At 49.6% G+C, this 20792-nt stretch carries 17 protein-coding genes; 9 read left to right on the top strand and 8 right to left on the bottom strand.

The window, feature by feature from the left end; all coding sequences use genetic code 11:
- The first annotated feature begins 42 nt into the window (after positions 1 to 42).
- Both serB and E0E16_RS08180 read left to right on the top strand, forming a co-directional pair.
- Complete coding sequence (serB, locus tag E0E16_RS08175) at positions 43 to 1290, top strand: phosphoserine phosphatase SerB (protein WP_130829911.1); 1248 nt, start codon at positions 43 to 45, stop codon at positions 1288 to 1290.
- Between the two features lie 32 nt (positions 1291 to 1322).
- A complete protein-coding gene (locus tag E0E16_RS08180; protein ID WP_130829912.1) occupies positions 1323 to 2051 on the top strand; it encodes a nitroreductase family protein in 729 nt (242 codons plus the stop codon).
- 179 nt (positions 2052 to 2230) lie between these two features.
- On the opposite strand, the gene E0E16_RS13955 is transcribed toward E0E16_RS08180, so the two are convergent.
- Complete coding sequence (locus tag E0E16_RS13955; protein ID WP_223177188.1) at positions 2231 to 2380, bottom strand: hypothetical protein; 150 nt, start codon at positions 2378 to 2380, stop codon at positions 2231 to 2233.
- Between the two features lie 202 nt (positions 2381 to 2582).
- Between E0E16_RS13955 and bamK the strand changes: the two genes are divergently transcribed.
- The 5 genes from bamK to mnmE all read left to right on the top strand — a co-directional run bounded on the left by bamK (position 2583) and on the right by mnmE (position 7947).
- Positions 2583 to 3221 (top strand): BamK family beta-barrel-assembly machinery protein, encoded by a 639-nt coding sequence (bamK, locus tag E0E16_RS08185; RefSeq protein WP_130829913.1) that lies wholly within the window; start codon positions 2583 to 2585, stop codon positions 3219 to 3221.
- 27 nt (positions 3222 to 3248) lie between these two features.
- Positions 3249 to 4640, top strand: coding sequence for a phosphoglucosamine mutase (gene glmM / locus E0E16_RS08190; protein WP_130829914.1), 1392 nt, complete (start codon positions 3249 to 3251; stop codon positions 4638 to 4640).
- A gap of 168 nt (positions 4641 to 4808) precedes the next feature.
- A complete protein-coding gene (locus tag E0E16_RS08195) occupies positions 4809 to 5417 on the top strand; it encodes an HAD family hydrolase (protein ID WP_130829915.1) in 609 nt (202 codons plus the stop codon).
- A 180-nt stretch (positions 5418 to 5597) separates the two neighbouring features.
- Entirely contained in the window at positions 5598 to 6470 is an 873-nt protein-coding gene (locus tag E0E16_RS08200; RefSeq protein ID WP_130829916.1) for a nucleoside phosphorylase, read from the top strand.
- 64 nt (positions 6471 to 6534) lie between these two features.
- Positions 6535 to 7947 (top strand): tRNA uridine-5-carboxymethylaminomethyl(34) synthesis GTPase MnmE, encoded by a 1413-nt coding sequence (gene mnmE / locus E0E16_RS08205; protein ID WP_130829917.1) that lies wholly within the window; start codon positions 6535 to 6537, stop codon positions 7945 to 7947.
- 786 nt (positions 7948 to 8733) lie between these two features.
- Here the strand turns inward: mnmE and E0E16_RS08210 are convergent.
- The 5 genes from E0E16_RS08210 to E0E16_RS08230 all read right to left on the bottom strand — a co-directional run bounded on the left by E0E16_RS08210 (position 8734) and on the right by E0E16_RS08230 (position 13958).
- Complete coding sequence (locus E0E16_RS08210; RefSeq protein ID WP_130829918.1) at positions 8734 to 9771, bottom strand: DHH family phosphoesterase; 1038 nt, start codon at positions 9769 to 9771, stop codon at positions 8734 to 8736.
- Positions 9772 to 9819: 48 nt separating this feature from the next.
- Positions 9820 to 10731, bottom strand: coding sequence for a nucleotidyltransferase family protein (locus tag E0E16_RS08215; protein ID WP_130829919.1), 912 nt, complete (start codon positions 10729 to 10731; stop codon positions 9820 to 9822).
- 148 nt (positions 10732 to 10879) lie between these two features.
- The gene (locus tag E0E16_RS08220) at positions 10880 to 12244 is read right to left on the bottom strand and encodes a dipeptidase (RefSeq protein ID WP_130829920.1); all 1365 of its coding nucleotides are present in this window, start codon (positions 12242 to 12244) and stop codon (positions 10880 to 10882) included.
- Positions 12245 to 12514: 270 nt separating this feature from the next.
- A complete protein-coding gene (locus tag E0E16_RS08225; RefSeq protein ID WP_130829921.1) occupies positions 12515 to 13294 on the bottom strand; it encodes a ZIP family metal transporter in 780 nt (259 codons plus the stop codon).
- 154 nt (positions 13295 to 13448) lie between these two features.
- Positions 13449 to 13958, bottom strand: coding sequence for a gamma carbonic anhydrase family protein (locus tag E0E16_RS08230; protein ID WP_130829922.1), 510 nt, complete (start codon positions 13956 to 13958; stop codon positions 13449 to 13451).
- Between the two features lie 150 nt (positions 13959 to 14108).
- On the opposite strand from E0E16_RS08230, the gene E0E16_RS08235 reads away from it, so the two are divergent.
- Complete coding sequence (locus E0E16_RS08235; RefSeq protein ID WP_130829923.1) at positions 14109 to 14810, top strand: peptidylprolyl isomerase; 702 nt, start codon at positions 14109 to 14111, stop codon at positions 14808 to 14810.
- 27 nt (positions 14811 to 14837) lie between these two features.
- Here the strand turns inward: E0E16_RS08235 and E0E16_RS08240 are convergent, their stop codons facing one another.
- Both E0E16_RS08240 and E0E16_RS08245 read right to left on the bottom strand, forming a co-directional pair.
- The gene (locus E0E16_RS08240; protein WP_130829924.1) at positions 14838 to 15806 is read right to left on the bottom strand and encodes a glucosaminidase domain-containing protein; all 969 of its coding nucleotides are present in this window, start codon (positions 15804 to 15806) and stop codon (positions 14838 to 14840) included.
- Positions 15807 to 16352: 546 nt separating this feature from the next.
- The gene (locus E0E16_RS08245; RefSeq protein ID WP_130829925.1) at positions 16353 to 19268 is read right to left on the bottom strand and encodes a C10 family peptidase; all 2916 of its coding nucleotides are present in this window, start codon (positions 19266 to 19268) and stop codon (positions 16353 to 16355) included.
- A 351-nt stretch (positions 19269 to 19619) separates the two neighbouring features.
- Between E0E16_RS08245 and E0E16_RS08250 the strand changes: the two genes are divergently transcribed.
- The gene (locus E0E16_RS08250; protein ID WP_130829926.1) at positions 19620 to 20723 is read left to right on the top strand and encodes an Mrp/NBP35 family ATP-binding protein; all 1104 of its coding nucleotides are present in this window, start codon (positions 19620 to 19622) and stop codon (positions 20721 to 20723) included.
- Positions 20724 to 20792: the final 69 nt, after the last annotated feature.

The following is a 20792-nucleotide window of genomic DNA, read 5'->3' on the forward strand; positions in this document are numbered from 1 at the left end:
ACGGAAGTTCGTAAATTTGCAGTGTTATAATACCGATTATTTATGAAGGAAAAAACAATGATTCAGGAAGAACAAATTCTCATTCGCATCACCGGACAAGACCGACCGGGACTCACAGCCTCCATCATGGCAATATTGGCACGCTACGATGCGCAAATACTTGACGTGGGACAGGCGGATATCCACTCCACACTCTCGCTCGGTATCCTCATCCGCACGACAGAGGAAAACTCCGGAAAGGTAATGAAAGAACTGCTCTTCAAAGCCACCGAACTGAATATCAACATAGGGTTTTCGCCCATCCCCGACGATGAATATGAGGAATGGGTGGAAAAACAAGGGAAAAATCGCTACATTCTCACCATCATAGGGCGCAAACTCACAGCCAAAAGCATTCAGGCGGCAACGGCGACTCTCGCCGAACAAGACATGAACATCGATTCCATACGCCGACTGACGGGACGTCCCAGCCTGCGCCGACAAAACGCAAACGTAAGGGCATGTGTGGAATTTTCCGTGCGCGGCACACCCACCGACTACGACCGGATGCAGGCACACCTCATGGAGATGAGCCACGAACAAGGCATCGACTTCTCCTTCCAAAAAGACAACATGTACCGCCGCATGCGCCGACTGATTTGCTTCGATATGGACTCCACACTCATACAGACCGAATGTATCGACGAACTGGCGAAATGCGCCGGGGTGGGGAAAGAAGTGGCAGAGATAACCGAACGCGCCATGCGAGGCGAGATAGATTTCCGCGAAAGCTTCAAACAACGCGTGGCACTGCTCAAGGGACTCGATGCCGGAGTGATGCAGGGCATTGCCGAACGCATGCCCATCACCGAAGGCGTGGACAGACTCATGCGCGTGTTGAAAAACTGTGGTTACAAAATTGCCATCCTCAGCGGCGGATTTACCTATTTCGGAGAATATCTGCAACATAAATACGGCATCGACTACGTCTATGCCAACGAGTTAGAGATAGATGCCGACAACAAACTCACAGGACGCTACCTCGGAGAAATAGTGGATGGCAGAAGAAAAGCAGAACTGCTGAAACTCATCGCACAAGTGGAGAAAGTGAACCTCGCACAGACCATCGCCGTGGGCGACGGAGCAAACGACCTGCCGATGATTTCGGAAGCCGGACTCGGCATCGCCTTCCATGCCAAACCACGCGTGAGAGAAACAGCAGAACAAAACCTCAACACCATCGGACTCGACGGAGTGCTCTATTTCCTCGGATTCAAGGACAGCTACTTGGGCGATGAGGGGAAATTCTAAGAGGGAGAAACAACTTAAAAAACATAAAAATCATGACCCTGACCGAGATATTGGAACACCGAAGGGCAATCCGCCATTTCGATTCTGAAAAACCACTCGACACCGAGCGAGTGAAGGAATGTCTGAAAATGGCAACCCTCGCACCCACAAGTTCAAACATGCAACTCTGGGAGTGCTACCACGTTACCGACAAAACGCTGATGGCAAAACTGACACACGCCTGTTTGGGACAGCTCACCGCCAAATCGGCACAACAGATGGTAGTATTCGTAACACGACAAGACCGATACAAGGCTCACGCTAAGGCAGTGATGGAATTTGAGGCGGGAAACACCCGCCGCCACAGCCCGGAAGAGAAACAAGCAAAACGCGTGAAGAAATGGAACCTTTACTATGGCAAACTCATGCCCTTCGTCTATTCCCGATTCCTCGGCGTGTGGGGACTGCTGCGCAAACTCCTCGCACAACTCATCGGACTGTCCCGACCCATTGTCCGACAAGTTTCCGAAGCAGACATGCGAGTGGTGGTGCACAAGAGTTGCGCCTTGGCGGTGCAGACCTTCATGCTCGCCATGAGCGAGGCGGGCTACGACACCTGTCCGCTCGAAGGCTTCGACAGCCGTCTCGTGAAACGCGCCCTCGGACTGCCCCGCGATTGCGAAATCAACATGATTATCACCTGTGGCATCCGACTTCCCGACGGCGTCTGGGGCGACCGCTTCCGAGTGCCATTCTCCGAAACCTATCACTACAGAGGATAGCATTTCGCTCATGCGCGTGGGCAAATTATCACCTTGGAACACTAATAATTTACCCAATAAATTTCACCCTGTCGAGACAAAGCCCAACCCCTGCATTTCCAAAAGCTAACCTTTTGCCTTCCAAAAGCTAAGCTTTTGCATTGCAAAAGGTCATGTATTGCGTTGCAAAAGCTAAGCTTTTAAATCGCAAGCAGTATCGCCCTGATTATCAATAGGTTACAAACCGCATATTGACCACTGGTTTTCCATGCGGTTTTGCAGATGTCGGCAGGCAGAATCTTCTGCGCCACGAAGCCATTTGACACCACGCGAATACGAATTGACGACATAAGAAAACGCAGGTGCCGTTCAGCATTTGGAAGAAAACACGTTAAATCGCACGACCGGATGCAACCTTGTGCGAACTTTATGGAATTATTTAGAACACCATTGCCTTAAAGCAACATTTTTTTTGATTATTTCTCACTCTCGATACACTCTATCCAAAATACTTTTCTTACCTTTGCACGAAACGAAACCGAACAATAAAACATGAAAAAAATATCCATCCTGCTCGCCATCCTGACAGCAATCGCGACATTCGCCGCCTGCAATGGCAACGACACCTATGCCGAACAGATTGAGCGTGAACGCAATTCCGTGAACGAGTACATCGTGAAACACGGAATCAAAGTCATATCCGAAGACCAATTTGAACGACAAAACTTCAGCACCGACATCACCAAAAACGAATTCGTAAGATTCAACAACACCGGAGTCTATATGCAAATACTCCATGAAGGAACAGGCGAGAAACTCCGGAAAGGCGAAACTGCCACCGTGCTCTGCCGCTTCGACGAGTTCAACGTCATGGAAGACTCGCTGCAACTCACCAACCGCTCACTCCATTGGAGCGGAATAGTGGACAAGATGTCAGTAACCAACACCAGCGGCACTTTCACCGCCTCGTTCGACAAAAGCTCCAGCCTGATGTTCCGAACCTACAAAAGCGCATCGGTGCCCCCCGGATGGCTTGCACCACTCGCCTACATCAAAATAGGACGAATAAAAAGCGCCACCGACTCACTGGCTCACGTGCGCATCATCGTACCCTCGACGCAAGGACACCAAAACGCAAGCCAAAACGTGTACGCTTGCTTCTACGACATCACCTACGGACGAGGATTGTAAACATAAAAAACGCATAACAAAAAAAACATGACACTCATAAAGTCTATCTCAGGAATCCGCGGAACAATAGGCGGACAAACAGGCGACACACTGAACCCGCTCGACATCGTGAAATTCACCTCGGCTTACGCCACATTCATGGCAAAAAAGAACCCCGGAAAAAAACTAAAAATCATTGTCGGACGAGACGCACGCATATCCGGAGAAATGGTGAAGAACGTCGTGTGCGGCACCCTCATGGGAATAGGAGCCGACGTAGTGAACATCGGACTTGCCACCACACCCACAACAGAACTTGCAGTGCGCATGGCAGAAGCCGACGGAGGCATCATCATCACCGCATCGCACAACCCACGCCAATGGAACGCATTGAAACTGCTCAACAACGAAGGAGAGTTTCTCACCGCAGAAGAAGGAGCAGCCGTGCTCGACATCGCCGAACGAGAAGACTTCAACTATGCCGACGTGGACGCTTTGGGCACCTACACGGAAGAACACTCCTACAACCAAAAGCACGTGGAAGCCGTAACCACACTCCGACTTGCCGACCTCGACGCCATCCGAAAACGAAAATTCCGCGTATGCGCAGACACCATCAACTCGGTGGGAGGCATCATCCTCCCCCTGCTCTTCGATGAGTTGGGCGTGGATTACACCTTGCTCAACGGAGAACCAACAGGCGATTTCGCCCACAACCCGGAACCCATCGAGAAAAACCTCGAAGGCATCATGAACGAAATGAAACACGGCGGCTACGACCTTGGCATCGTCGTCGATCCGGACGTCGATCGCTTGGCATTCATCCGTGAAGACGGCATCATGTTTGGCGAAGAATACACCCTCGTCAGCGTGGCGGATTACATCCTCGACCACGTGAAAGGAAACACCGTCAGCAACCTCTCATCCACACGCGCCCTGCGAGACATTACCGAACGACATGGCGGAAAATACTATGCCGCCGCCGTGGGCGAAGTAAACGTTACCACAAAAATGAAAGCCGTGAACGCCGTCATCGGAGGAGAAGGCAATGGGGGAGTAATCTATCCCGAAAGCCACTACGGACGCGACGCACTCGTGGGCATCGTACTCTTCCTCAGCTCATTGGCACAAAAAGGACTCACCGCAAGCGAACTGCGCCAAACCTATCCCGAATATTTCATCGCAAAAAACCGCATCGACCTCACCCCCGAAACAGATGTCAATGCCATCCTCGAAAAGGTAAAAGAACTCTATGGCAGGGAAAACAACGTACAGATAACCGACATCGACGGCGTGAAACTCGATTTCCCCTCATCGTGGGTACACCTCCGCAAATCGAACACCGAACCCATCATCCGCGTTTACAGCGAGGCAGGCAGCATGGCAGAAGCAGATGCCTTAGGCAAAAAACTCATGCAAGTGGTGTACGATATGCAATAAACCATTGGGAAGTGCGGACAAACACCATGTCGGTCCGCACACGGCGGTGCAATTCCATTCCACCGCCGACATTCATCCGTTGCAACCCATTACCCGAACAGCCCAAAGCCATAAACTTTTCGTTGAAATGGTGGCAATGGTATATAAAAAAATGTGTAAATTTGCGACATGGATTATAAAAACATCATTTTCGATATGGGCAACGTGCTCGTGAAACTCGACGAGGAAGCCACAATGAAACAATTTGCGGCACTTGGATTGGGACACGACAAAGCACAGACCGAACACGACGAAGTGGCAGACCTGATAAGAGGAATGGGGATAGGGACGGTGTCCAACGAAACATTCTTCGATGCCGTGCGGCGCATTACACACCGCGACCTCGCCGACCACGAGATAACCAAAGCCGTGAATGCAATGCTGCTCTATGTTCCCGAAGAGAAAAAACGCAAACTATTGGAAATCAGGAAACAAGGCTATCACACCTACCTGTTGAGCAACACCATCGACCTGCATTGGCAATATTGTAAGCAACAACTCTTTCCCATGGGCAAACATACCGTGGACGACTATTTCGAACGAATGTTCCTCTCACAAGTGATGCACAAAAAGAAACCCGATGACGAAATCTTCCAAACCGTCATAGCCGAAACGGGCATCAACCCTGAAGAAACACTATTCATTGACGACCTAAAGGAAAACTGCCAAGCGGCAAAGCGACAGGGATTGCACACCTTTCAAAACAAAGAGTTCAACGACTGGCTACAACTATTTTAAAAAACGCAAAAACAAACACCAAAAACTAAGATGGGAAAGGAACAACCCGACCACCCCTAAAGAAAATTCAGCAAAATAACCGCTCCACGACAGAAAAACAATAAAAAATTCGTTGAACCATCAAAAAATAATTATCTTTGTGGAACAACATGACATAATGATTCACAAAAAAATAAGAACATGACCGAAAACTACTTTGCGCCATCAGAACTCATCATCAATGAGGACGGCAGCATATTCCATTTACACCTGAAACCAAAAAACCTCGCCGACAAAGTTATCCTCGTTGGCGACCCGGGACGCGTGGCACTCGTGGCATCACATTTCGACGATGCCGAATGTGAAGTAAGCAACAGAGAGTTTCGCACAGTAACGGGAACCTACAAAGGAAAACGCATCACCGTGCTCAGCACCGGAATAGGATGCGACAACATCGACATTGTCGTGAACGAACTCGACGCGTTGGCAAACATCGACTTTGAAACACGCAGAGAGAAAACCGAAAAACGACAACTCACCCTCGTGCGCATCGGAACCTGTGGCGGACTACAACCCCACACGCCCATCGGCACTTTCGTGGCATCGGAAAAAAGCATCGGTTTCGATGGCTTGCTCAACTTCTACGAAGGAAGAGAAAAGCTCGACGGAGAATTTGAAGCAGAGTTCAAAAAACAAGTAAAATGGATGCAGCAATTAGGAAACCCATACGTTGCCAACGCCGACCCGGAACTATTGAACAGAATAGCGCAAGACGACATGGTAAGAGGCGTAACCATTGCCTGCGGAGGCTTCTTCGGACCACAAGGAAGAAGATTGCGATTGCCACTCGCCGACCCGGACTTGAACAGGAAAATAGAGGACTTTGAATACAAAGGACACAAAATAACCAACTTCGAGATGGAATCATCCGCACTCGCCGGATTGGCATACCTCATGGGACACAAAGCCCTGACTTGCTGCATGGTAATAGCCAACAGAAGACAGAAAGAAGCAAACGCGGGATACAAAAACACCATTGACGGACTCATCAAAGAAGTGCTGGAAAGAATCTAACAGAAGTGGACAAACCTTCACACCGCGATAACGCAAAAAGATAGAGCCCTCCCGTTTTTTAATTATGAATAAAACGCAATCGCTTCATGACAATTCCTACCTCACCAAACGGAGAGGGGACGGGAGTGGCACTATCTGCGCAATGGCAACACCACCGGGAGGAGCACTCGGCGTTATTCGAGTGTCCGGACCGAAAGCCATCGACATCGTAAACAGCATCTTTTCAAAAAACATACTGAACGCACCCGCAAACTCATTACACCACGGAGAAATAACCAACGCGAAAGGGGAAACCATCGACGAGACCGTAGTGGCAGTTTGGCGAGCACCACATTCCTACACCGGAGAAGACACCACAGAAATATCGTGCCACGGCTCCACCTACATTCTCAACAAAGTGCTCCAACGACTCATAGAAAAAGGATGCCGACAAGCCGAACCCGGAGAATACACACAAAGAGCTTATCTCAACGGAAAACTCGACCTGTCGCAGGCAGAAGCCGTAGCCGAACTCATCGCATCGGCTAATAAAGCCTCCCACAAAATGGCAATGTCGCAACTCAAGGGACACTTCTCGGGAGAACTCGCAAAACTACGCGAACAACTGCTTAAGATGACCTCACTCATCGAACTGGAACTCGACTTCGCCGACCATGAAGAATTGGAGTTTGCCGACCGATCCGAACTCAAAGCATTGGCAACAGAAATAGATGAAAAAGTAATCGGACTCGCACAATCATTCAAAATGGGACAAGCCCTGAAAAGAGGCATACCGGTGGCTATTGTGGGAAAAACAAATGTGGGAAAATCGACACTACTCAACCGACTCATACGCGACAACCGTGCCATCGTAAGCAATATTCACGGAACGACGCGCGACGTGATAGAAGACACCATGTCCATCAACGGCATTGAATTTCTCTTCATCGACACCGCCGGCATCCGAAAAACCAACGACAAAATAGAACAACTGGGCATAGAACGCACCTATCGGCAAATCGACAAAGCACAAATCGTACTGTGGGTTATTGACGAAGAACCCACAAACGAAGAGACCACGGAGATGGAACAACGATGTCGCGAAAAACAACTCATCATCGTACGGAATAAACAAGAGGCAATACTGAGCGGGAACCGACACCCTCACAACAACAACGATAAGAACGTCATTTCCATATCAGCAAAACAAAACTTGGGAATCGACAAACTCGAACAAATCATCTATCACGCAGCCGAATTGCCCGAACTCACCGAAAACTCGGTCATCGTAACGAGCGCACGCCACTACGAAGCCCTCACAAAAGCACATCAGGCATTGCTCGCCGTAGCACAATCCATCAACCTCGGACTCAGTGGCGACCTTGTGGCAGAAGACTTGAAACTCGTTATCGAGGAACTCGGCACCATCACCGGCACGCAAATCAGCAGCACCGAAACCCTCCATAACATCTTTAAACATTTCTGCATCGGCAAATGAGTTTAAATGTTGCAAATACGACAGCAAAACTGCTACCATTATTATTTTCTTAATCAGTATTATGGTAAATAAGGTATCTGATTTTGTCTGAACGCAGACCGCAGAACTGATTAATATGGATTTATTGGAACTGAAAAAAACATTATTGTTCGCAAAAAGGATTATCCATTCCGCTTAAAAAAATCATCGATTTCATCGGGATATATCATTATTCTATCAAAATAAAATATCGATTTCATCGAAGTAAATTGAAATTCTCTTAGTTATAAATTCATCTATCCATAGAAGTAAATCATCTTTTTTACTGAGGTAAATTGAAGTTCCCATCATTATAAATCCACCCATCCATCGGAAAAAATTGTTTACGGCATTGGGAAAAATTGTTGATTTCATCGGCGATTTTGTCGATGCGACTCTCTGCAAGAACATGGCTGAGATTGGAATTGACAGACAAAATTTAGGGCAATGTATTCTGTTGATAATCAGAAGATTATGAACAGACTTCCAAAAGCTTAGCTTTTAGGCTCCAATAGCTAAGCTTTTAGATTGCAATAGCTAAGCTTTTAGATTGCAATAGCTAAGCTTTTGTGTAACAACAGTTCGACTACAGAACTTCATGGCTAAAAATCAGGAAAAAAATGCCCGCGTGGCGTTATCTGTACGTGGGCTGTGTGGGCTTGATTGTCGGTAGTTTCTCGGTTTGTATTTGAACTTCCGGAAGTTGGCGGAACATATTGCAGAACTTTAATCAGCTACATATAGTTAGCTGTAAATAAGGTGGTTGTATCATCTTAGTTCATCTTTATATGCAAGGATGGCTTTCAGTGCTATTTGTCCGGCTTCATCAATGGAGCAATGAAGCTTTCCGCCTGCGGCATCCGCGTGCCCCCCACCATTGAAGAACCTCGTTGCCATGGGCTGACAATGAAAGCCGTTGGCGGAGCGCAGACTGACGAGCACGGTGTTGGGTTTATCGGTGTCTTCGCGAAGGGAGATGCTTAGTTTTAATCCCTTGATTTGCAATGGTATGTTCACTAATCCCTCGAGGTCGCCTTTAATGAATTTAAAGCGTTTCATCTCCTCTTTTGTTACGACGAAGTAGGAGGCGTGGAGCTGTTCCACCACCTCGAGCTTGTTGAGGATGAGGTGTCCGCGCAGTTTCATGGCGTGTGAGGAATAATTGTGGTAAACTCGGTTGTAGATTTTGTCCTTATCCACCTTTTTTTCGAGCAGTTGCGTGATGATGAAATAGATTTCCGGGCGTGTGGAGTTATAGGCAAATCCTCCCGTGTCGGTCATCATGCCACAATAAATGCAGCGCGCGCAATCTCTTGTCATGCCCTCATAGCCACCGAGTTGCCATATCAGCGAGAAGACAATCTCTGAGGTACTCGAGAGTTCGGGGTGTGAAATGGTGAGCCGGTTGTTGGTGTCGGGTTCGAGGTGGTGGTCTATGAGCAATCGTTTTGCCTTGCTTTCGTCGAGCAGCGGCTGCATGTCCTCCACTCGCATGGATTGGTTGAAGTCGAGACAGCAAACGAGGTCGGCGTTTTCGAAGGCTTTTCTCACGTCGTCGGCTCGTTTGTCGTATCGCAACACTTCGTTTGAGCCCGGCAGCCATTGCAGAAAGTCGGGGAAGGCATCCGGCACGCAGACGGAAACGTCGTCTTTCCCAATTTGTTTCAGATAGGATTTCCACGCCAGCGAAGAGCCCATTGCATCGCCGTCGGGTGATTTGTGGGCGCAGATGACGATGTGGTGCGCTTCGTCGATGAGCGTGCGCAGTTGTCCCAAACGTTCGTTGTCTAAGATATTGATGTTCATTCGCTTTGATTTGATGTAAGAGTGAGGCTTGGTGTGCCGGTGGTCGTGTCAGAACAGGCGGTTGGGATAGATTCCGTCGGCTACGAGTCGGCTGATGCGCGCCACCACTCCATCGCGGTCTTCGGGATAGGTAACGCCAAACCACGTGCTTGTGGTGTCGAGTACTTTCACGGTTGCCGTTCCGTCGTTGATGAGTTTGTTCACCATCATGGGGATGAAGTATTCCGATTTTTTATTTTCCATGTTCTTCGGATCGGAAAGGAAGACCTTGAAATAGTCCTCGCTGTATTGCAGATAGTCGGGTGTGAAGCCCCAAACGTTCATGGACGTGGGCGTGTTGTCGTCCACCGTAATCCATTTTTCGTTGTCATCGAGATACTGCACTTTGCCTTCGTGTCGTTCTATCTTCGTGCGTTCCACCACGGTGGTGAGGTTGCCGGCGGCATCGGTGGAACAGAGTCCGCGCGACACGGTACCGTTCTCGCTCAGGGTGTTGCCCACGCGGAAGCCCACCATGGCATAGCGGTTCTTCGCTCCTTGTGGGAGATCGGAAAGATATTTGCCTATGACTTTGAAACAGTCGCGGTTGTAGAAGTCGTCGCAGTTGATGACGCAGAAGGGTTCATTGATGACGTTCTTCGCCATGAGTACGGCGTGGTTGGTTCCCCATGGTTTCTCTCTGCCTTCGGGCACGGTGAAGCCTTCGGGGAGGGTGTCGATGCCTTGGAAAACCAGTTCTGCCGGGATGTGCCCCTCGTATTTTGAGAGCACCTGGCGGCGGAATTGCTGTTCAAAGTCTTTTCTGATGACGAAGACGATTTTACCAAAGCCTGCTTGTATGGCATCGTAAATGGAATAGTCCATAATGGTCTCGCCATTGGGACCTAAGCCGTCGAGCTGTTTCAAGCCACCGTAGCGACTTCCCATCCCGGCGGCGAGCAATAACAAAGTTGGTTTCATGCGAGTGATGTTTTTTATTTCCTTTATGCGAAAACTCGGTTTTCGACTTGCAAAGGTAATAAAAAACAATGAAAAAACGGAGAAGACGAATGCTTTATTTCCATATGGCATTTGTCTTCTCCGTTGATTATGTCTTCGCGGATTTGTTCTATTCCGCCTTATCGTATTCCAAATGGAAGGTTGCCACCGCCTCCATGCCCTTCCACAGCATGTCGAGCGGAATGTTCTCGTTGGGCGAGTGGATGCTGTTTGATTCCAATCCGAAGCCCATCAGCACGGTCTTCACACCGAGTATCTGTTCGAAAGTGGCAATAATGGGGATGCTTCCGCCGCGTCGAACTGCCAAAGGGCGTTTGCCGAAGGCTTTCTCGAAACCCTTTTCGGCTGCTTTGTAGGCGGGGAGGTTGATGGGACAGACGTAGCCCTGCCCCCCATGGAGCGACCGGATGTTCACTTTCACGCTCCGCGGGGCTACTTTTTGGAAATATTCAACGACCATCTGCCCTATTTTCTCATGGTCTTGGTGAGGCACCAACCGACAAGAGAGTTTGGCATACGCTTTCGATGGAATGACGGTCTTGGAGCCTTCGCCCTGATAGCCGCCCCAAATGCCACAGACATCGAACGAGGGTCGGAAACCATTGCGTTCGATGGTGCTGTAACCTTTCTCACCGAAAAGTTCCTCCACATCGAGCGAACGTTTGTAAGCCTCGATATCGAAGGGTATTTGCTCCACCATCTTGCGCTCTTCCGCCGGTACATCCTCCACATCGTCATAGAAATGGGGAATGGTTATCTTGCCGTCGGCATTTGTAACGTCGGAAATCAGTTTGCAAAGCACATTGATGGGATTGGCTACCGCACCTCCGAAATGCCCGGAGTGCAGGTCGTGGTTCGGACCTGTTACCTCTATCTGCCAGTAGGCAAGCCCACGCAGCCCGGTGGTGAGTGAAGGGAGGTCTTTTGAGAGCATGCTGGTGTCCGACACCAAGATAACATCGCTCTTGAGCAAGTCCTTGTGGGTGGAACAGAATGTGCTCAAACTGGGTGAGCCTACTTCCTCCTCACCTTCGAGAATGAACTTCACGTTGTGTTTCAGCAGATTGTGCTTCACCACGTATTCAAAGGCTTTTGCCTGAATGAAGGATTGCCCCTTGTCATCGTCGGCACCGCGCGCCCAAATGTGTCCGTCGCGTATTTCCGGCTCAAAGGGTTCGCTCTTCCATAGTTCGAAAGGTTCTGCCGGCATTACGTCATAATGACCGTATATCAAAACCGTCTTGGCTTTTGGGTCGATGATTTTTTCGCCATACACCACCGGATTGCCCTCTGTGGGCATCACTTCCACCTTATCGGCTCCGGCGGCGAGCAACAGTTCTTTCCATCTTTCCGCACAGCGTATCATGTCCTTGCCGTGCTTCTCGGGCTGCGCACTCACACTGGGAATGCGTATCAGGCTGAACAACTCTTCGAGCATGCGCTCTTGGTTTTCTTGGATATATTCTTTTATCATATTCTTGGTATTAAGTGAATTATTTTCCAAAGGGAGCAGATACCGAATAGGGTTTCATGCCACTGCCACAGCCTCTTCATGGGTGCTTCGGGGGGCATCCGCTTCTTGTTGCAAACTTACGTAATTTTTACGGATTACGCAAGGAAAAGGAGGAACGGGGATTATAAAAAACATTAAAACACAGTCCTGTCAGATTTTCGTGGCGTGTGATGTCACGGTGGAAGAGGGGGTAAAAACATTAAAACCCGGTCGGGAATGTGCCTTCTGTCCTTACCCGGCTACCACATCAAGGGTCATCATTAGTGCAAAGCCCACGGCAAAGCCGATGGTGGACAAGTTGGAGTGCTCTCCTTCGGAGGCTTCGGGTATGAGTTCTTCCACTACCACATAGAACATGGCACCCGCCGCAAAGCTCAGGAGATAAGGTAAGGCAGGTTCTATGATGCCGGCAAGCAGGATGACGAGTACGGCGCCGATGGGTTCCACCACGCCACTGAGCGATCCGATGACGAACGATTTGAGTTTGGAATTGCCGGCTTCGCGCATTGGCATGGAGATGATAGCTCCCTCCGGAATGTTCTGTATGGCTATGCCCACAGCCATTGCCAAGGCGCCCGCCATGGTAATGTCGGTGCTTGCCTGCATCGCACCTGCCAGCACCACGCCCACAGCCATTCCTTCCGGAAGATTGTGGATGGTAACGGCGAAGGTGAGCATTGCCGTCCGGCTCAAGTGCGACTTGGGTCCTTCCGGTGTATTGCTGCCAAGATGGAGGTGAGGTGTGATGAAGTCGATGAAGAGCAGGAAAGCTATACCGATGAGAAATCCCGTTACGGCGGGGATGATGCGTGCTTTTCCTGCATCGTCCCACATTTCCATTGAGGGAATGATGAGCGACCAGATGGAGGCTGCCACCATGACGCCTGAGGCAAATCCCAGCAATGCTTTCTGCAAACTTGCGGACATTTCTTTGCGCATGAAGAAAACGAAAGCCGAGCCCAGCACTGTTCCGAAGAGAGGGATGAGGAGTCCGAGGATGATATCTTGCATGTTGTTGTCTTTTTGTTTTTTTATCGCAAAACCTTCATTGTGCCGGTTTTGTGGTGTTCAGGGTAATTTTCTCGCCACAAAGTTACGTATATTTTTTCAAAAACAATACCGTCATGGAAAGTCTTTTGCTTCTGTCGGGAAAGCGGTGGAGCAATCAGCTCGTTTCCTCCTCATACCATTTCTTTGTCCTCAGATAGTTGTCGGCAAAGGTTCGCGCCTGATGGGGGCTTGTTTCTTTCAATCGTCTCGCGGGAATGCCGCCCCATATCTCGTTGGCGGGAATCTTTGTCCCTGCAAGCACCACCGCTCCGGCAGCCACCACCGAGTTTTCGCCCACTTCTGCCCCATCAAGTACCGTGGCATTCATGCCGATGAGCGCGCCACACCGTACCGTGCAGGCATGAACCACGGCACCATGTCCCACGCTGACACCGTCTTCCAGCACCACCGGCATGCCAGCCGACTGGTGTACGCAAGCTAAATCCTGTATATTCACCTCGTTGCCGATGCGCACTTCCGCCACGTCGGCGCGGATAACGGCTCCGAACCACACCGAGCAGTCGTTGCCCATGATGATGTCGCCTGCCAAAGTGGCGTTCTCGGCGATGTAACATCGTTTTCCCCATGTGGGAGACTTTCCTTTTACGGTTTTTATTGTTGCCATGATGAATAACGTTTTTTCTTGAATTTTCAAGCAAAGTTACGAAAAAACCGGGAGTTTTCGCGATGTTTTTCGTAAATTTGTTGCCGGATAAACCGAAAGCGGAGTTATATCCACCTATTAATAAAGGAACATTTACACACTTATTGATTTATGGAAACAAACAGAATGAAACTCATCCTCTCGTCTCTGCTTTTGCTCTTCGCATCGCTCTCGGCACAGGGGCAAAACGAGCAAAAGCAAACCGAAATCTTATTGGAGACCGACAGTGGCAACATTCGCATCCGGCTCTACGACGAAACGCCCTTGCACCGCGACAACTTCATCCGACAGGTGGAGAGTGGTGCTTACGACGGGGTGCTCTTTCATCGTGTCATCAGCGACTTCATGGTTCAGACCGGCGACCTTGGCTCTAAGACCGCGCTGCCGGGACAGCCGTTGGGCGACACGCCGGAGGCTTACTCTGTGCCGGCGGAATTTCGTTATCCGCGACTCATCCATAAACGTGGGGCAGTGGCAGCGGCGCGCGAATCGGACGAGGTGAACCCGGAGCGGGCTTCCTCTTCCACGCAGTTCTACATTGTTTGGGGAAGAAAATTCACCGACGACGGGCTCGACAAGGTGCAGGAGCGACTCAATCGTGCCACCGACAGCACCGTACAGATGTCGCCTGCCACGCGCGATATTTATAAGAACATCGGCGGAACGCCCCATCTTGATGGTTCCTACACCGTTTTTGGCGAGGTGGTGGAGGGTTTGGACGTAGTGGAACGCATCCGGCGTGCCGAAACGGATGCCAACGACCGCCCCATCGCCGACATACACATTCGCAAAGCGATGCTCGTCAGGCAATAGCCGCGAACAAAAGCACGTGAGAGAAAATCAATAAATCCGCACCTTATCGCCCACTCGCACGCCATCTTCGGCGAGTTGGCGATTTTTCTTTACCAGACTCTTCAGTCTTATGCCATACTTCTGTGCTATGTCGTACAAGCTCTCCGAGTTGCCCACGATGTGCTGCCGCTTCTTGAACTCCTTCGGAGCGCGTTTGCGTTTCTTTCCGAGCCATACAATTTCGCCTTCTCTGAGCGTGTCCTTATATTTCCGCTCGTTGTATCGTGCCAGTTTCCTACCGCTGATGCCGGTCTCTCTGCCTATACTCTTGAATGTGTCGCCACGTCTCACCACGAGATAGCAGTTGCTGTTGTAGGCGCGGAGCGAGTGCATGGCCGAGGCATTGCCGGCCGTCGGTGGTTGGCGCGAAGCTCCCGGCGAAGGCTTTTCGCTATCTTTCCCGGCGATGAACACATTATCCGGGAAAGCGTTGTACGACGTTGCGTTGTCATATCTGTAAAGCTGATAAAGCTCGATGATGGAAATCAGGCTGTTGGCATAATTGGGATTGGTGGCATAGCCCGCTCGTTTCAATCCGTATGCCCATGCGCGATAATCCGTGCGCGGGAGCAGGAACAAACTGTTGTAACGTTGTCTGCCGGTGAGAAACTTCGAGTGGTCTTCATAGCTTTCGAGTGCCGAGTTGTATGCTCTGAAACACTCTCCGTCAAGATCATCGTTGTGCGAGACGGTGCGCCCCGTCCAGTCATGGCACTTGATGCCGAAATGGTTGTTTGCTTCCGTGGCGAGTCTGCTCCGCCCTGCCCCGCTCTCCAGCACTCCCTGCGCCAAGGTGATGCTTGCCGGTATGCCATAACGCAACATCTCCCGGATGGCGATGTCCTTATATTTGATAAAATAGGATTGATAGGCTTGATTCCATTTGATTTTCGGTGTACCAAATGCAGAACCAAGAAAGAACAATAAACCAAAAACCAACAGAACGTATCGTTTCATGAGGCTGATGATAATGCTTGCGTTATTTTCGCAAAGTTAAATAATTTAACGACCAATTCAAAATATTTACTCTTAAAAAACGCAAAAACACGAAATATAAGGAACAGGGGGGCGATAGTGTCCGAAATGGTTTTGTGTCCCACGCAAGGTTTCATCAAATCATGAGACTTGATGTATTTTGTTTCAATGGCGAATGACACATGCCTCCTCATCCTCCAAATCGTAATTCGGGCAATGGCAAAAAGGCTCTTGACAGCGAACATTCTACCCATCCGGCACCACGAAATTATATTACAAAAACCGCATCCGGGACGCGTTTCGTAATCCATTGATAATCAGAATAATACGAATTGCTATTTAAAAGCTTAGCTTTTGCACGCCAATTCATGACCTTTTGCATTGCAAAAGCTTACCTTTTGGAACACGAAAGCTAAGCTTTGGATAAACGAATGAAGAATATTCAGGACATTATTAAAAAGGGGCACATCCCAAAAGATGTGCCCCCATGATTTAAAAAACAATTTTATTTAATGTTTCTGATACCTTTTATTTCAGCACAATCTTCTTGCTGACCGTGCCTTGTGGCGTTACTACGCGCAGAATATAGACACCGGCTGTTGCAGGCAGTTGGAGAGAAGAGCCAACGGCTGTCGCAGAGAAGACCTTGGCTCCGGAAATGCCGTAGAGTTCCACGCGACGGATGTTTCCGGCGTTGCCAAAGCGCAGTTCGTTGCCATTGATGGTAAACTCTGCCGATTGTGTCGTGGTTTGCGCATCGTCGATGCCTGCCGTAATGCCCAGGTAGATAACCTTCGTGTTTTCGCCACTCACGGTGATTTCTTCGCCACTCTTTTTGCCTTGCGGACGATATTCCATATAGAGGAGGTAAGCTCCGTTGGCGAGTGTGGCGGAAGGCTTATAATCGAAGACAAAGTCTTTTGTCTCGCCTGCTGCCATGCTGACAGACTGCATGTTGGCAAGTTGGCCTGCTCGGTAGGAAGCTGGGCGGAAACGGATGTATAACATTCCCTTAGTGGCTTGGTTTGCTTTCAGCGTAAACTTGATGTTCTTCACGCTTGTTCCTTGTTTCCATTCGATGCTCGGAACTTCGAATGTGGTTGCGGCAAGTGGCAGGGCATTGTTTTCTTTCACTTCAATGATGCAATCCTCGAAAGTACCTTCCATCGGGTATTCCGTGTCCTTATATACGAAATAGGGCAGCAACTTGTATTTGCCCGGTTTCAAATCCGTGCGGACATAATACTTCGGATCCTGACGTTCCTGCTGTTTGAATGTTTCTGCATCGAGACGGATGAAGTCGCGAGTTTCCTCCTCGTTCTCTATATTCTGCACCTTGAGCAAGAGGTTCACCGTTCCTTCCAATCCATAGTTGCGGACGGGGTGTGTGAAGAGCACTTTGTCGCCCTGCACAATTTCGTTCTCGTTTGCACCGCTGCTGAGCCATGCAAAGTTCCCCAATTGGCGGATAATCGGTATTTGGGCAGTTTTCTTCACTTCAAGGATGGTTTCGCCCGCGATGTCTTCCTTGAACGGATGTTGTTCGAAGTCGGCACCTGCCGGGTCTTTTGGCTTTGCTTTATCGAAAGCGATGACCTTATACTTGCCTTCGGGCATGTCTGCCGGAAGATTGATGAGCAGGCTGAGTTCTTTTTCGCTACTGTCATATACGTTATTGAGTTTCTCATCAGCCTCGTGCAGATAGTAAACCTTCGAGGGGTCGTCGATGGAAGTGAACTTCAACCATACGCGTGTAACGTAATAATCGGTTGAATTGTTGCGGATGTGCACTTTGAAACAGCCACTTCCTCCGGCATAAAGCGTTCCGTCGGGTGTTATCTTCTCGAGCAGCGTTACGTCGGGCACAGGTTGGTGCGTAGTTACGGCAGTGATTCTGCCGTCCTTCACCGTTGCGACGGCATAGTTGGGGAGGCTGTTCGGTGCAAGGACAATGTTCCAATCCTCCGTTCCTTTGGCTTTCACCGCATAGATTATCTTATAGTCATTGCCGTCAGCCACACCGGGTACATTGACCGAGCAATCCTGCATCGTAGTCCATCCGCCATTGGTCAGCGGCTTCTTGTCGAGGTTCACGCCCTTTACGTTAAGGGGTTGCTCCTTGAGGTTGGCAACAATCTTTCCATCTTTGTCGATGAGCACTGCGGCGATGACACCGTCGAAGTCGTCGCAATCGTGGTTGCTGATGATGGACATGCACTGTATGCCGGTGGGAAGGAGTGTTGCTGTGAAACGCGTATCGCAATAGATGTCCCATGAGCGTTTGCTACCCTCCACGGGTTTCTGTATGCCCGTGATGATTTCCTGTTGCAGATTGTAACCTCCGCCGTTGGCACCGATGCCGAGGTCGTAGGGGTTCAGCGCGTTCACGAGGAAGTAGCCGTTGCTCTTGCCATACCATCCCCAGTTGATGTGCACGTAGTCTTGGTCGTCGTAACCATCGCAAACGTAGGCGTGTCCGCCCTGTCCGTCCTCATTTGAGGCACTGTAGAACACGGGGCGTTTTGCGTTGAGTTCTGCCTTAATCATGTCCATCCACTCTTTGGTGCTGAAATATTCGCGTTTCTTGTAGGCAATGGCTTTGTCGTAGCCGAAGTAATTGACGAGTGCGCCCGTAACGGCTTGCGAGAAAGCGCCACTGCCTGCCGGTGCGAACGACATGTGAACCGATACGGCAGCCTGATAGCTGAGCGTTGCCACCTGTTTGTTCTGTTCAGCATTGGCATTGTCTTTTTCGAGCCATCCCGGCATGTTGTTCCAATCGTAGGTGGTTGTGCCGAAGTTGGCGGTGAGGTCTTGTCCGATATTACTCTTATAGGTTAGTTCGCCAATGCCTTGTTCGGGCCAACGATGGTAGCGCATAATTTGTGCCATTGCCGTTGCCACGCAACCCACGAAATAATGCTTTGTGTTAGCTTCGGCGGTGTAGGTGGGCATCATGCCGTTGAATGGCGCGTCCTGTCCCCATTGAATACCGTCTTTGTCGAGCAGCGGTGCTACCACCACTTTTCCCTTAGAGGGCACTGCATCGCCAACGTGCGGTGCCTTGCGTGCGGAAGCGTTCTCCACCACGCGGGCAAACATTTGCAACATGGCTACCACGTTGTCGGGTGCATTCTCCATGTCGAAAGAGCCTGAGTCGGAATAGCCGAGGATTGTTCCCACGGCATCGTCGCCAGAGACAATCACGAATCCGCGATTGCCATCGGCGTTATATACATAGAAAGGTTCGTAATCTCTGTCAGTGCTCTTGCTCAATCGCAGTTTGGCAGGAATGGCGGCATAGCGTGCCTTTGCTCCACGGTGTAGCTGCCCCGCCATGAATTTCCGGGCGATTTGCTGTGCCTGCGCTTTCGTTACTTTCTCTGCGAACGATGGCAAAGCAAGCAACGTAAACAACAGTAAAAGTTGTAATGTTTTTCTCATTTGTTGATTTCTATTAAAGTTTAACTGAATATTCTGTTTTTCATATCCTGAATGAGGAGGGTTCGCCAACCTCCAATCTTTTACCTAAATAAAAAACTAAGTGCACAAATTTAGAGTAATTATTCAAGACTAAGGGACTTACCTTTCGTTATTTCACAACTTATAACACAACTTAACATTATAAAGTGTTCTGTAACCAACCGGCGGAATGTCGATGCTGTGGAAATTCGCGTCCGAAGTTGCTTCTTCCGCTTCGGAAAGTTAAGAAATATATTGATTGAAGGGGAGCGTTTCTCGTTGTTTTTGTTTATCTTTGCAATCGTTCCATACAAAAATAAAAAAAGCGAAGAAATGACATTATATCCGAAACTCATCACCGACGCTTTGTCGAAGGTGATTTATCCCGGTACGAAGAAGAATCTCGTGGAGAGCGAGATGGTGGCTGACGACATCCGAATAGACGGCATGAAGGTGAGTTTTACGCTCATTTTCCCCCGCCAGACCGACCCTTTCATGAAATCTACGTTGAAAGCGGCTGAAGCCCAGATACATTATTCCATAGACAAAGCGATGGAGGTGGAAATAAAAACTGAGTTCAAGTCGGCTCCGCGCCCGGAAGTGGGCAAGCTGCTGCCCAACGTGAAGAACATCATCGCCGTAAGTTCGGGAAAGGGCGGTGTGGGGAAAAGCACCGTTTCAGCCAATCTCGCCATCGCCTTGGCACGATTGGGCTATAAGGTGGGACTGCTCGACACCGACATCTTCGGACCAAGCATGCCCAAGATGTTCGGCGTGGAGAACGAACACCCTTATGCAGTGGAGAAGGACGGCAGACAACTCATCGAACCGATAGAGAAATATGGGGTGAAACTGCTCTCCGTGGGCTTCTTCGTACATCCCGACACGGCAACGCTCTGGCGTGGCAGCATGGCATCGAACGCCCTGAAACAACTCATCGCCGATGGCGACTGGGGCGATTTGGATTACTTCATTCTCGACACACCGCCCGGAACAAGCGATATTCACCTGACGTTGTTGCAGACACTTGCCATCACCGGGGCTGTCATCGTCTCAACACCGCAAAACGTGGCATTGGCAGACGCGCGCAAAGGCATAGACATGTATCGCAACGAAAAAGTGAACGTGCCCATTCTCGGACTGGTGGAGAACATGGCATGGTTTACACCTGCCGAACTGCCCGACAACAAATATTACATCTTTGGCAAAGAGGGTGCGAAACAATTGGCAAAGGAGACAGGTTGCCCGCTGTTGGCACAAATTCCCATCGTGCAAAGCATCTGCGAGAATGGCGACAAGGGGGAACCTTCTGCCATACGGACAGACACACTGACGGGACAGGCATTCATCAATCTGGCGCAAGCCGTTGTAACGGTGGTCAATCGGCGCAACAAGGCGCAAGCCCCCACAAAGATTATCAACGTTACAAGAAAATAAAAAAGGCAACAGAATTGCCGTGGCAGGGCTGTACGCTCCTCCCTCCCCCACACCTTATATATATAGGCG

The sequence above is a fragment of the Prevotella rectalis genome, assembly GCF_900607215.1.
Lineage (GTDB): Bacteria > Bacteroidota > Bacteroidia > Bacteroidales > Bacteroidaceae > Prevotella > Prevotella brunnea.

Bases quoted from the DNA above. Each gene is read 5' to 3' on its own strand.
- serB (WP_130829911.1), top strand. From the start codon at position 43: ATGAAGGAAAAAACAATGATTCAGGAAGAACAAATTCTCATTCGCATC.
- E0E16_RS08180 (WP_130829912.1), top strand. From the start codon at position 1,323: ATGACCCTGACCGAGATATTGGAACACCGAAGGGCAATCCGCCATTTC.
- E0E16_RS13955 (WP_223177188.1), bottom strand. From the start codon at position 2,380: ATGTCGTCAATTCGTATTCGCGTGGTGTCAAATGGCTTCGTGGCGCAG.
- bamK (WP_130829913.1), top strand. From the start codon at position 2,583: ATGAAAAAAATATCCATCCTGCTCGCCATCCTGACAGCAATCGCGACA.
- glmM (WP_130829914.1), top strand. From the start codon at position 3,249: ATGACACTCATAAAGTCTATCTCAGGAATCCGCGGAACAATAGGCGGA.
- E0E16_RS08195 (WP_130829915.1), top strand. From the start codon at position 4,809: ATGGATTATAAAAACATCATTTTCGATATGGGCAACGTGCTCGTGAAA.
- E0E16_RS08200 (WP_130829916.1), top strand. From the start codon at position 5,598: ATGACCGAAAACTACTTTGCGCCATCAGAACTCATCATCAATGAGGAC.
- mnmE (WP_130829917.1), top strand. From the start codon at position 6,535: ATGAATAAAACGCAATCGCTTCATGACAATTCCTACCTCACCAAACGG.
- E0E16_RS08210 (WP_130829918.1), bottom strand. From the start codon at position 9,771: ATGAACATCAATATCTTAGACAACGAACGTTTGGGACAACTGCGCACG.
- E0E16_RS08215 (WP_130829919.1), bottom strand. From the start codon at position 10,731: ATGAAACCAACTTTGTTATTGCTCGCCGCCGGGATGGGAAGTCGCTAC.
- E0E16_RS08220 (WP_130829920.1), bottom strand. From the start codon at position 12,244: ATGATAAAAGAATATATCCAAGAAAACCAAGAGCGCATGCTCGAAGAG.
- E0E16_RS08225 (WP_130829921.1), bottom strand. From the start codon at position 13,294: ATGCAAGATATCATCCTCGGACTCCTCATCCCTCTCTTCGGAACAGTG.
- E0E16_RS08230 (WP_130829922.1), bottom strand. From the start codon at position 13,958: ATGGCAACAATAAAAACCGTAAAAGGAAAGTCTCCCACATGGGGAAAA.
- E0E16_RS08235 (WP_130829923.1), top strand. From the start codon at position 14,109: ATGGAAACAAACAGAATGAAACTCATCCTCTCGTCTCTGCTTTTGCTC.
- E0E16_RS08240 (WP_130829924.1), bottom strand. From the start codon at position 15,806: ATGAAACGATACGTTCTGTTGGTTTTTGGTTTATTGTTCTTTCTTGGT.
- E0E16_RS08245 (WP_130829925.1), bottom strand. From the start codon at position 19,268: ATGAGAAAAACATTACAACTTTTACTGTTGTTTACGTTGCTTGCTTTG.
- E0E16_RS08250 (WP_130829926.1), top strand. From the start codon at position 19,620: ATGACATTATATCCGAAACTCATCACCGACGCTTTGTCGAAGGTGATT.